Source organism: Halomonas maura, assembly GCF_030409305.1.
Taxonomy (GTDB): domain Bacteria; phylum Pseudomonadota; class Gammaproteobacteria; order Pseudomonadales; family Halomonadaceae; genus Halomonas; species Halomonas maura.
The window spans coordinates 30,547-43,166 of sequence record NZ_JAUFPQ010000031.1; the positions used below are offsets into that span (position 1 = coordinate 30,547).

The 12,620-nt window shown below is 69.6% G+C and carries 8 protein-coding genes; 3 read left to right on the plus strand and 5 right to left on the minus strand.

Annotated elements, in window-relative coordinates:
* Positions 1-303 precede the first annotated feature (303 nt).
* From QWY76_RS19070 to QWY76_RS19090, 5 genes are all read right to left on the minus strand, one after another.
* Positions 304-1,329 carry a M14 family metallopeptidase gene (locus tag QWY76_RS19070; protein ID WP_290313111.1) on the minus strand — a complete coding sequence of 342 codons (1,026 nt, stop codon included), beginning with the start codon at positions 1,327-1,329 and terminating at the stop codon, positions 304-306.
* Positions 1,330-2,820: a glutamate-cysteine ligase family protein gene (locus QWY76_RS19075; RefSeq protein WP_290313112.1), complete on the minus strand. Its 1,491-nt coding sequence runs from the start codon at positions 2,818-2,820 to the stop codon at positions 1,330-1,332.
* Positions 2,821-3,169: 349 nt separating this feature from the next.
* Complete coding sequence (locus tag QWY76_RS19080; RefSeq protein WP_290313113.1) at positions 3,170-7,015, minus strand: response regulator; 3,846 nt, start codon at positions 7,013-7,015, stop codon at positions 3,170-3,172.
* A 19-nt stretch (positions 7,016-7,034) separates the two neighbouring features.
* A complete protein-coding gene (locus QWY76_RS19085) occupies positions 7,035-8,684 on the minus strand; it encodes a Glu/Leu/Phe/Val dehydrogenase dimerization domain-containing protein (protein WP_290313114.1) in 1,650 nt (549 codons plus the stop codon).
* A gap of 166 nt (positions 8,685-8,850) precedes the next feature.
* Positions 8,851-9,537 (minus strand): GntR family transcriptional regulator, encoded by a 687-nt coding sequence (locus QWY76_RS19090; protein ID WP_290313115.1) that lies wholly within the window; start codon positions 9,535-9,537, stop codon positions 8,851-8,853.
* A 157-nt stretch (positions 9,538-9,694) separates the two neighbouring features.
* On the opposite strand from QWY76_RS19090, the gene dctP reads away from it, so the two are divergent.
* The 3 genes from dctP to QWY76_RS19105 all read left to right on the plus strand — a co-directional run bounded on the left by dctP (position 9,695) and on the right by QWY76_RS19105 (position 12,619).
* Complete coding sequence (dctP, locus tag QWY76_RS19095) at positions 9,695-10,693, plus strand: TRAP transporter substrate-binding protein DctP (RefSeq protein ID WP_290313116.1); 999 nt, start codon at positions 9,695-9,697, stop codon at positions 10,691-10,693.
* 67 nt (positions 10,694-10,760) lie between these two features.
* On the plus strand, positions 10,761-11,282 hold the full coding sequence (locus tag QWY76_RS19100) for a TRAP transporter small permease (RefSeq protein WP_290313117.1): 522 nt from the start codon (positions 10,761-10,763) through the stop codon (positions 11,280-11,282).
* 2 nt (positions 11,283-11,284) lie between these two features.
* On the plus strand, positions 11,285-12,619 hold the full coding sequence (locus tag QWY76_RS19105; RefSeq protein WP_290313118.1) for a TRAP transporter large permease: 1,335 nt from the start codon (positions 11,285-11,287) through the stop codon (positions 12,617-12,619).
* The last annotated feature ends 1 nt before the right edge of the window (position 12,620 follow it).

Consider the following 12,620-nt stretch of genomic DNA (forward strand, 5'->3'; position numbering starts at 1 on the left):
CGATGGCGGCCAACATTCCCCGGTCGATGACCAGGGCCATCTCAGTTGGGGCTGATGAGGGGCTCCGGGGACAAGCCGAAGAGGAGGTCCTACGCCAGGGGTGAGGAGCACGGCTCCGAACGGGCTGGCCATGGATGGCCAGCACCGGACCTGCAAGCGGAGCGGGACGCGAGAGCGCCGCAGGGCGTCGGTAGCGTACAGGGAGGTATTCACAGCGCCTCCTCGATGGTCCGGCACCCCGGGGCTTGTCGACGGTTCAGCCCCGCGCGATACCGCTGAGGTAATGCCACGGCGGGCCGCGGCTTACAGCGGCACGATATAGAACAGGCAGTCGCTGCGGGCGATCTCGACGTTGGTGGTGGCCATGAACAGGCGCATCGGGCCACGGGGATAGAGCCGTCCCTGGCGCTCGCAGAGCAGCTCCGGCAGGCGGTCCCGCCCCCGGGCATCGCAGGCCTGCAGCCCGGCCAGCCCGCCTGCCCCCAGCCAGCCCAGGAAGGTGTCCGGCAGCGTCAGGCCATGATTGTGCTCGTCGATGCGCGCCCACAGCGTCACGTCCACCCCGGGCTGGGGCTCGCGGGCATAGGCGATGCTCACCCCGGGACGGAGCTCCACGCGCAGGGGGTGCACCAGGATATCGAGGTCGGGGTTGGCGCCCAGCTCGCTCAGCTCCGCCCACTCGGCCAGGCGGCGATAGACGCGGCCGGCCACCGCCAGCGCCTCCGGCTGCAGGGCGCCCCCGCACTCCAGGGTGAGCATCGGGCAGCGAGCGAGCCCCGGCACCAGGAGGGGCAGCTCCATCAGGCTGCCCAGCCGGAAGTCGGTGACGATCAGCCGCTCGCAGAACTGTCCCGCCAGCCGCTCGAGACGCGGGTCGCGCTGGGTGGCCACGGCGAAGGAGGGACCATTGCCCGAGGTGTTGTGCAGGTCGATGACACACTCCGGAGCCCAGGCCTGGAGATCCTCGACGATGGCCCGGGCCAGCGCCCCGCCGGTACCCTCGTGGGGGGGCCGGAAGCAGCGATTGAGGTCGTGCCCGCCGGGCACGCTGCGGTGGGTGAAGTGCGGCGGTGTCAGGGCCGCCTCGACGTTGGCCACCAGCACCGCCAGCCGCGTTCGCGGCCGGGGGCGCTCGACCAGCCAGCGGTGCAGGGCCAGGACCCCGGAGGGCTCGTTGCCGTGCAGCAGGGTGGTGATCACCCGGCAGCGCCGGTCGTCGGCCCCGGACAGGACGATCCAGGTGGCCTCGCCCAGGGCCTCCACCCAGGCACCCACGTCGGCGTGGTCGACGGGCGGGTCGCGAAGGATGGGCAGGCGCAGCGCGACCATTCACGCCTCCCTCGACCAGCTGGCCACCGGCCGGTTGGCCTGCGACGCCTCGCCATAGCGCGCCAGCATCCGGTGGCAGGCGTCGAGGCGCTCGAGGCCCTGCCGCTCGAGGCCCTGCATCACCTCGCGCTGCCAGACGGCGCCGTTGAGGCGCGCGGCCAGGCGATGCTCGATCGTCGACAGGTAGGGCGCGCTGTCGGCCGTCGCCACGCCGAGCGAGCGCAGGCCCCGGCTGGCATGGGGCAGCAGGCGCTCGAGCAGGGTGACGACCGCCACTTCCTCGAGCCGGTGGTGGCGGCGGTGGGGCCACAGCAGCCGCGCCGCCAGGCCGTGCTGGGCGACGCGATAGAAGTTGTACTCGGCAAAGCGGAACGGCATGGCACTCAGCCAGTCGTCGATATCCTCGCGCAGCCCGGCCACCAGCCCGAGCATCAGGGCGGTGTTGGCCACCATGTCCACGGCACTGGGGCCCGACGGCAGGGCGCGCATCTCCACCCGCAGGTGGCCACCGTAGGCGGGATCGTAGACGGCCCGGTTCCAGGGCCAGACGGTGCCCATGTGCAGGCGCAGCTCCGGCAGGGCCGGAGCCCCGGTGCCGGGCTGCCAGCCCTCCAGCGGCCCCTCGCCGTTGACGGGCATGATCGGCCGGTGCAGGGCGACCGTCTCGGCGAACAGCTCCCAGGCGCCGCGGCGTACCCAGCCCTGGCCGAAGGCCACCCGGGACGGCTGGCGCCAGCGCCCGCTGCCGCGCATGCGACAGTCCACCGCCTGCTTGAACAGGGCAATGCGGGTTTCCTCCCACAGGCAGTGCTGCAGGAACAGCGGCGAGTTGGCGCCCAGCGCCAGCACCAGCGGGGTCACCAGCTGGATGGTGTTGAAGGTGTCGGCATAGTCCTCGGGCGCCACGCGCAGGTGCAGCTGGTAGGAGGTGTTGGCCCCCTCCAGCACCACATGGGAACTGCTGACGCGGATGGTGTCGTCGCCATGGATCTCGACGCTGAAGTCCTCGCCGCGCAGGCGCTTGAGCTCCCGCTCGAGGGCCCGATAGCGCGGCAGGTCGGTCATGGCGTGCTCACCGAGGTCCTCGGCGCGCAGGGTGGGCAGGATGCCGATGGGGACGATGCGCCCCTGGTGGACCGCGGCGGCCGACTGCAGCCGGGCCAGCACCTGCAGCAGCTGTTGTTCCAGGGCATGCAGGGGCCAGTCCTGGAGCTCCAGGGGGGCCAGGTTGTACTCGATGTTGTAGCGATTCAGTTCGAGCTGCAGCTGGGGATCCTTGAGCTCGTCGACGAGGGTCTGGTTGATGTTCAGCACCCGGCCGTCGACATCGGTGATGTAGGCCTCCAGCTCCGCGCCGATCGTCGCGGGCCCGACGCCGAACCCGGGCTGGGCCAGCACGTCGCGCAGGATGCCGAGGCTGGCCCTCAGGCGCCTGCCGAACAGCCGGAAATCGGCTGCCGTGAAGGCATCGCGCTCGATGATCGAACCCATATACCGCCCCCGTGGACAACGGCCGATGACAGCTTCAGTTTAGGCAATGTCCGAAAAGGCCTGCGCTCGGCGATACGGCGTTAACAATCGGCTCGTGCGCGAGCCCGGTCAAAGTGCTCATTTACTAGCTGTAAACTGCGCCTTCTGACTCGCGACATCCATGTCGCTCGCTCTGAGAGCAGCGAAGCTGCCCAAATCGGCAGTCCTTGCCGATTTGTCACCGATGTTTGCCTTGTGACCCACATGGATGTGGGAAATGCGTTGGCCCGCCGGGAGCGGGCCTAGCCCTAGCCTTCGCTCGTCGACTTTTCCGACAAAGCCTTGGAGACAACCCGGTGGGTTTACACAACTAGCCGCGCCGTGCCGCCTCGAGCAGCGGGGTCAGCGCCGCCACGGCCTGGCGCAGCGCCTCGAGGGCCGGCCCGGCGCGCTCCAACTCGCCGGCCTTGGCCAGGGTCTCGAGACGCAGCGCGGCCTGCCCCGCGGCCTGCCCGCCCAACACCCGGGCCGAGCCCTTGAGGGTATGGGCATGGCGGCGCAGCGTCCGGGCATCGCCCTCGCCCAGGGCGGTCTCCATCGCCTGCAGCAACTGGGGGCACTCCTCGAGGAAGATCTCGACCATCTCGGCCAGCAGCGCCCGATTGCCGTCGAGGTTGTCCAGGGCCGTCTGCCAGTCCAGGCAGGCCGACGAGTCCGATTCAGGCGTCGGCGGGGGGCTGGCGGGCGCCGTCCCCCGGCTCGCGACGTCCTCCACGGCGGCGTAGAGCTCGGCGGCGCGGAAGGGCTTGGTCACGAAATCATCCATGCCCGCCGCCAGGCAGCGCTGGCGATCCTCCTTGGTGGCGCTCGCCGTCATCGCCACGATCGGCACATGCCCGCCGCGGTCCCGCTCGAGCTCGCGGATCGCCCGGGAGGCCGCCAGGCCATCCATCACCGGCATATGGATATCCATCAGCACCACGTCGAAGGCATGACGCCGCACGGCATCCAGCGCCTCGCGACCGTTCTCGGCCAGCTCGACCCGGTGGCCACGCTGGAGCAGCAGGTCCGTCGCCACCCGCTGGTTGGTGATCCCGTCCTCCACCAGCAGCACCCGGCGTCCGCCCCCGCCCATCGGCCGTGTCTCGCGCCCGACGTCGGGCCGGCGGCGGACGCTGCCGATCTCCAGCACCTCGCCGACCGCATCGAGCAGCTCCGACTGCTTGACCGGCTTGAGCAGCAAACGGGCGATGCGCAGCCGGCGGCGCTGCTCGGCGTCACCGGAACGACCGCCCGAGGAGAGCATCAGGATCGGAATGCCGGCGTGGGTCGGGTGCTCGCGAATGCGCGCGGCCAGTTCCAGGCCGTTCATCCTCGGCATCATCACGTCGAGCAGCGCCAGCGGGAAGCTCTCGCCGCGAGCCTCCCTTTCGTCGATGGCGGCGAGGGCCTCGGCGCCGCTCGCCACCACGGTGGGACGCATGCCCCAGCTGAGCAGGATCTCCTCGAGGATGCGGCGGTTGGTGGCATTGTCGTCGACCACCAGCACCGGCCGGCCGTGCAGCTCGCTGGGATGCGAGGGCCGCGTCGGACGCTGGCCGGGCAGGCCGAGATCGATGGCGAACACGAAGCGGCTGCCGCGCCCCTCGGGACCGCTGTCGACCTCGATGCGTCCGCCCATCATGCCGACCAGCTGGGCGGCGATGGACAGGCCCAGCCCGGTGCCGCCGCTCTGCCGGGTGGTGGAGGTATCGGCCTGACTGAAGGCCTCGAAGATCTGGCGGCGCTTGGCCTCGGGGATGCCCACCCCGGTATCGAGGATCTCGAAAGCGAGCCGCAGCCGGCTGCCGTCGAGAGATTCGATGGCCAGGTCGACCACGATCTCGCCGGCCTCGGTGAACTTGATGGCGTTGCCGACCAGGTTGACCACCACCTGCCTCAGGCGCACCGGGTCGCCGCGTACCCGGTCGGGCACCTCCGGCGGGATGTGCACCGCCAGCTCCAGGCCCTTCTCGTCGGCCTGCAGGGACAGGGTCTGCAGGGTGTCACCGAGGGTGTCGCGCAGCACGAAGTCGGTCGTTTCCAGCTCGAGCCGCCCCGCCTCGATCTTCGAGAAGTCGAGGATGTTGTTGATCAGCCCCAGCAGGGTGTCGGCGGACTTCTGGATGATCGCCACGTAATCGGCCTGTTGCTCGGTGAGCGCGGTGCGCTCGAGCAGCTCGGCGATGCCGATCACCCCGTTCATCGGCGTGCGGATCTCGTGGCTCATGTTGGCCAGGAACTCGCTCTTGGCCAGGCTGGCCTGCTGCGCCTCGTCCCGGGCCCGGCGCAGCTCGACCTGGGAGGCACGCAGCTGCTCGGTGGTCGCCTGCAGGGCCGCGGTGCGCTCGGCGACCATCTCCTCCAGGCGCTGGCGGTGGTGCTCCAGCTCGGTGATATCCGAGTAGACCCCGACATGGGCCCCCTCGGCGGTGCGGTGCTCGCTGATCTGCACGCACACGCCGTCGCTGCGGGTGAACTGAAAGGGCCCGACGGGATGGCGGTGCTGCGCCAGGCGCGCGCGGATGTAGGCCTCCCCGGAGGGATAGTCCCGCGGGGTATAGCCGCTGTCGACCACGGCCTGCAGCAGTTCCTCGAAGCCCAGGCCCGGCCGGACCACCTCCCCCGGGGTGACGAAATGCTCCTTGAAGCGGGAATTGAACAGCACCAGCCGATCCTCGGCGTCGAACAGCGCGAAGCCCTCGGCGATCGACTCCAGGGCCTCGGTCAGCTGGGCATGCGCCGCCTCGGCGCGGGCCTGGGCGGCCTCGGTCATCGCCACCTGCGCCTCGAGGCTCTCGCGCTGTTCCTCCAGCTGGGTGATGTCGGTGTAGATGGCCACGACCCCGCCATCGCGGGTGCGGCGTTCGCTCACCTGCAGTTGCTTGCCATCGGTGCGGCGGAAGATGAAGGGCGTTCCCGGATTGCGCCGCCGCTTCAGCCGCCGCGCGATCCAGGCTTCCGGATCCATGCCGCCGAGATCGATGACACCGGTATCGACGGCGGTACGGATCAGGGTCTCGAAGCACACGCCCTGCTCCACGACCTGCGCCACGCCCGAGTAGTCATCACGGAAGCGGCTGTTGAACACCACCAGCCGATCCTCGGCATCGTAGAGGGTGAAGCCCTCGGAGATCGCCTCGAGGGCCTCGCTGAGCTGGTGGTGGGTGGCCTCCGCCCGGCTCCGCTCGACCTCGGTCTCCTCCACCTGGGCGGCCAGCACCTGACGGCTCAGGCGCTGCTCGGTGATGTCGGTCATGAAGCCTTCCAGCGCCTGGAGCTCGCCGGCCTCGCCGAAGACCCCACAGCCCTGTTCCCAGACCCATTTCACGGTGCCATCCCGCGCCTGGATGCGATACTCGACCTGGAAGGGACGCCGCTCGCCCAGCGCGGCCTGGACCGCCTCCCACAGGTCCTCGCGCTCCTCGGGATGGATCAGGTCGGCATAGCTCGGTTGCCCCTGGATCAGGGCCTCGGGCGCATGGCCGGTCAGCTCGCGGCTGCCCTCGCTGACGAATTCCATGCTCCAGCCGCGATCGTTCAGGCCGCGATAGGCCATGCCGGGCAGGTTGGCCATCAGCGTCGCCAGGCGGCGCTCGCTCTCGCGCAGGGCCCGGTCGGCCCGCTCGCGCTCGATCACCCGGCCCAGTTGGGTGCCGGTCTGGGCCATCACCTCCATCAGGGCGTCATCCGGCGCCATGGTGCACTCGGCGAAGAACTCCAGCACCGCCACCACCTCGTCGCCCACCAGCACCGGGAAGGCGGCCCCGGCCCGCACCTCGATGTCGCGAGCCTGTTGCGCGCGCTGGAAGTCGGGATCCTGGGTGACATCGCGGATCCAGACCGGCGCGCCACGGCGCTGGACGCGCTCCACCAGCCCCCCGCTGGCCCCCCAGCGGGCCGCCTCGGTGAGGCGACGGAAGACCGCGAAGGCCCGGTCGTCGTCGGGATACCACAGCCGGGTCGAGACCAGTTCTCCGGTGGCGGGGTCGGCCAGCAACCAGGCATGGCCGATGGCCCAGCCGGTGTGCCGGCAGACCTCCTGGAGGGCATGGCGCAGCGCGTCATCGACCCGCATGGCCTCGTTGGCCGCCCGGGTGATGGCCTGGATCAGGCTCAGGAAGGCCGCCGGATCGCGGAGTCCCCGGCGGTCGCCTGTCCCGGTCTCCCCGTTCATCGCCTCTCCTCCCGGGCGCTCACGGGAAGACGCCGCGCAGCAGCTTGGCCTCGGTGACCCGCGTGACGCCCTCGATCAGGGCCGCCGTGCGCATGTCGAGGTGACTCTCCTCGGCCCGTTCCAGGGTGCGCTCGAAGGCGTCCAGCAGGATCGCCTGCTGTCGGCGGTTGATCTCCTCGTGGGTCCACATCAGGTTCTGCATGCCCTGCACCCACTCGAAGTAGGACACCGTCACCCCCCCGGCATTGCCGAGGATATCCGGCAGCACGAAGACGTCGTGATCGGCGAGGATATCGTCCGCCTCGAGGGTGGTGGGCCCGTTGGCCCCCTCGGCCAGCAGCCGGCAATTCAGGCGGGCGGCGTTCTCGACCGTCACCTGGTTCTGCAGGGCCGCCAGCACCAGCACATCGCAGGGCAGCTCGAGCAGTTCGGCGTTGCCGATCACCTCCGCATCCGGGTAGCCCGCCAGCACCCGGTGCCCGGCCACATAGGCGAGCAGCGCCTCCACCGAGAGGCCATCGCGGCAATACAGCGCGGTGGAGGCATCGCCGACGCCGATGATCCGCACCCCGAGAGCGGCGAGGAAGATGGCGGTGTGGCTGCCGACGTTGCCGAAGCCCTGGATCACCGCCGTGGCGCCGGCGAGCTCGATGCCCAGGTGCGACGCCGAGGCCTCGATCAGGTACACCAGGCCGCGCCCGGTGGCTTCCTTGCGCCCCAGGGAGCCGCCCAGCACCACCGGTTTGCCGGTGACCACGGCCGGCACCGCATGGCCGATCTGCTGGCTGTAGGTGTCCATCAGCCAGGCCATGACGCGCTCGTCGGTGCCCATGTCCGGCGCCGGGATGTCCTTGTCGGGGCCGATGGTCTCGATGATCTCGGTGGTGTAGCGGCGCGTCAGGCGCTGCAGCTCGCGATCGCTGAGGGTGGTGGGGTCGACCCGCACCCCGCCCTTGGCGCCGCCGAAGGGCAGCCGCATCAGCGCACACTTCCAGGTCATCCACATCGCCAGGGCGGCGACCTCGCCGAGGTCCACGTCCTCGTGATAGCGGATGCCACCCTTGGTCGGTCCCATGGAGAGCACGTGCTGCACCCGGTAGCCGAAGACGGTCTCCACCTGGGCGCGATCGTCGCGAAAGAAGGGGAAGCTGACCATCTGGGTGCGCTGGGGGAACAGCAGCCGCTGGCGGATATTGTCGTCCAGGCCCATGTACTGGGCGGCCTTGAGAAACTGCTGCTGGGCCAGGCGGAACATCGGCGAGTCCCATTCGCCGCCCCGGGCCCGGGCACGGGACAGGGTGTAGCGGATCGCCCGCCCCAGGGCCACACCCTTGAGGTGCGTCTTGACCAGGTAGTCGTAGGCGCCGGACTCCACCGCCCGGGCGGCCAGCTTGAGGTCGTCGAGACTGGTCAGCACCACCACCGGCACCTGGGGCGCCACCAGGCGCACGCGGAACAGCGTCTCCAGCTCCTCGCTGTCGGGCAGCACCAGGTCGAGCAGCACCAGGTCCAGCCCGCCCTTGACCAGCCGCGTGAGCCCGTCGGCCAGGTTGTCCACGGCCTCGACATCGCAGTCGAGCTGGGTATCGGCGGCGAGCAGCCGCTGGATCAGCTTGCTGTGAAGCGGATTGTCCTCGACCAGCAAGAGGTGAATGGGGGAATCCTGCATGACGGCGGCCCTCACCCGGATCGCGATGCGAAGGCGGTCTGCCCTCGCCGCCGGCCCGCTAGCGCCTGAGTTGGCCCCGCCGACCGGCTTTACCTCTCAGCGTAGGCCAAGCGCCCAGTCCGGAACATAGCGGCCTCTCGCCGCCACGGACCGGCCGCGGGGCCGCTCACGGCGCCAGGGACGCCCCCTGCCGCTCGAGGGCCCTGACGCTGGAGACGAAGTCGCTGAAACGCTCGCCCTGGATCAGCACGTGCTCGCGCAGGACATGCTCGGCCTGCTCCGCCTCCCCGGCCTCGATGGCGGCGAGGATCCGCCGATGCTCGTCCAGCGAGGTGCCCATGCGGTGGCGCACCTGCAGCTGCATGCGACGGTAGGGCTTGAGCCGCTGCTTCAGCTGGCGGGCCTCCTCGGCCAGGAAGCCATTGTGGCTCGCCGCGTAGATGGCGTGGTGGAACCCCTCGTTCTCGTAGTAGTACTCGTCCGGGTCACCACCCCGGGCGGCGGCCTCGCAGCGCCCCAGGGCCTCGCGCAGCTCGGCGAGTTCGCCCGCGGTGATCCGCCGCGCCGCCAGGCGACCGCACATGCCCTCCAGCTCCGCCATGACCTCGAACATCTCGATCAGCTGGTCGATGCCGATCTTCGCCACGAAGGTGCCCTTCTTGGGCGTCACCGTGACCAGGCCGCTGGCCACCAGCTGCTGGATCGCCTCGCGCACCGGGGTGCGCGAGACCTGATATTCCCGGCCCAGGGCCTCGGGATCGAGCCGCTCGCCGGGCAGGCGTCGCCCGTTGATGATGTCGTCCTCCAGCGAATCCTTGAGTCGCTGGGCGTTCGATCGTTTCGCGCCGCTCACAGGCCACCTCCCTTGCAATGGAACGCCGATACGCCGGGGTCATTGCCACTATGGTCTAGTCCCGCGGCGTTTGACACTAGTATATGTCAAGCCTATAAGAAGTATACATCAGCCATGCTGATATATATCACACAACAACAATCTCTCAGGAGACGCCATGAAAACCCCGATCGCATCCGCCGTTGCCTGCCTCTCGCTGGCCCTCGCCTTCAGCAGTGCCGCCGCGGCGGACACCGTGCTGCGTGCCTCCCACCAGTTCCCCGGCGGCCAGGGCGACGTGCGTGACGAGATGGTGCAGCTGATCGCCGACGAGGTCGCCGCCGCGGACGTCGACCTGCAGATCCAGGTCCACCCCGGACAGTCGCTGTTCAAGGCCAAGGAGCAATGGCCGGCGCTGGTGCGGGGCCGACTCGACATGACCTCGCTGCCCCTCGACTACGCCAGCGGCCGACATCCGGAGTTCTCGGCCACCCTGATGCCCGGCCTGGTGCGCAGCCACGAGCGCGCCCAGCGGCTCAACGACTCCGAGTTCATGGACATGATCAAGCAGGTGATAAACGACGCCGGGGCCCGGGTGCTGTCCGACGCCTGGCTGGCGGGCGGCTTCGCCTCGAACATGCGCTGCATCACCGCCCCGGACACCGTCGACGGGCAGACCATGCGTGCCGCCGGCCCGGCCTTCGACGAGATGCTGGCCACCGCCGGCGCGTCGATCGCCTCGATGCCGTCCTCCGAGATCTACACCGCCATGCAGACCGGCGTGCTCGACGGCGCCAACACCTCCTCCGGTTCGTTCGTCTCCTACCGCATCTACGAGCAGGTCGACTGCCTGACCGCCCCGGGCGAGAACGCCCTGTGGTTCATGTACGAGCCGATCCTGATCTCCGAGCAGAGCTGGGACAGGCTCAACGAGGCACAGCAGCAGGCCCTCAGCGAGGCGGGCCAGAAGGCCGAGGAGTACTTCGCCGGCGAGGCCGCGGCCCTCGACCAGAAGCTGGTGGACGTCTACGAGGAAAATGGCGTCGAGGTCGTGACCATGAGCGAGGAGAACTACGATGCCTGGCTGGAGATCGCCAAGCAGAGCTCCTACAAGACCTTCGCCGAGAACGTCCCCAACGGTCAGGCACTGATCGACGCGGCCCTGGCCGTCGAGTGATCCCGTGCGCCAATCCCCGGCTGCCTCGCCCGAGGCAGCCCCCCACTCACTTACGCCGGGGTGTCCCATGGATCACAGTCCCAGTCGCGCGGTTACGCCCAGCCGTGGCGTGATCGGCGCCTATATCCGTGTGCTCGACCGCCTGTCGACCGCGGTCGCCGTCCTCGCCGGCGCCCTGCTGCTGGCGGGCGTGCTGGCGGTCTGCCACATGATCTTCATGCGCTACGTGCTGGGGGAGAGCACCACCTGGCAGACCGAGTTCGCCGTCTTCTCCATCACCGGCGCCATGCTGTTCGGCGCCCCCTATGTGCTGATGACCGGCGGCCATGTCGCGGTCACGGTCCTTCCCGATGCCCTCGGCGGCTGGCCCCGCAAGGCCATGCAGCTGGTCGCGTCACTGGTCGGGCTGGGCTTCTGCGCCGCCCTGACCTACGGCGGCTGGCACTACCTCCTCGAGGCCTACCACGGTGGCTGGACCACCGGCACGGTGTGGAACCCCCCGCTGTGGCCGGCCCTGCTGCCCCTGGCCCTCGGCATCAGCCTGCTCACGCTGCAGTACCTGGCGGAAATCCTACGCGGAGAATCCTGATTATGGATCCAGTCACCAGCGGTATCCTGGTCATCCTCGCGCTGTTCGTGCTGATGGCGATCGGCACCCCCATCGCCTTCGCCCTGGGCGGCGTCGCGCTCGGCGCCCTGGTGCTCGACCGCGGCATGAGCGAGCTGACCTACTTCGGCGAGACCTTCTTCAGCAGCATCGCCTCCTTCGGCTTCGTGGCGATCCCGATGTTCATCCTGATGGGCGCGGCGGTGGCCTCCTCGCCCACCGGGCGCGACCTGTATCGCTCCCTCGACCTGTGGCTGGGCAGGATGCCCGGCGGCCTGGCGATCTCCAACATCGGCGCCTGCTCGATCTTCGCCGCCCTGTCGGGCTCCTCGCCGGCCACCAGCGCGGCGATCGGCAAGCTGGGCATTCCCGAGATGCGCAAGCGCGGCTATCCCGACGGCGTCGCCGCCGGCTGCATCGCCGCCGGTGGCACCCTGGGCATCCTGATCCCGCCCTCGGTGACCATGATCGTCTACGGCATCTCCACCGAGACCTCCATCGGCCGGCTGTTCATCGCCGGCGCCCTGCCCGGGCTGATGCTCGCCGGGCTGTTCATGGCCTGGACGCTGCTCGCCTGCAAGCTGGCCGGCGGCTATGGCACCCCGAGCCCGCTGGCGGCGGCGGCCCACCAGGTCAAGCAGAACGTCGAGGGCAACCTCAAGGCGCTGGTGCGGGTGGTGCCCTTCCTGGTGGTGGTCACCGGCATCCTGTTCGCCCTCTACGGCGGCGTCGCCACCCCCTCGGAGGCGGCCGGGGCCGGCGCCTTCCTGTGCCTGGCGCTGGCGATCCTGGTCTACCGCATGTGGCAGGCGAAGCCGCTCACGCTGATCATGCGCGATGCCCTGCGCGAGAGCGTGATGATCATGCTGATCATCGCCGCCGCCGAGATCTTCGCCTTCGCCCTGTCGTCGCTGTTCATCACCCAGACGGTGGCCGGGGCGATCGCCGACCTCGAGGTCAACCGCTGGGTGCTGATGGCGATCATCAACCTCTTCCTGCTGGTGGCCGGCTTCTTCCTGCCCCCGGTGGCGGTGATCGTGATGACCGCGCCGATCCTGCTGCCGATCATCCTGGCGGCCAACTTCGACCCCTACTGGTTCGCGGTGGTGCTGACCATCAACCTGGAGATCGGCCTGATCACCCCGCCGGTGGGCCTCAACCTGTTCATCATCAAGGGCATCGCCCCGGACATCGAGCTGCGCGACATCCTGATGGGGAGCCTCCCCTATGCGCTGTGCATGGTGCTGGGCATCGTCCTGCTGTGCTTCTTCCCGGGCATCGCCACCTGGCTGCCCGACCTGATCATGAGCCACTCATAAG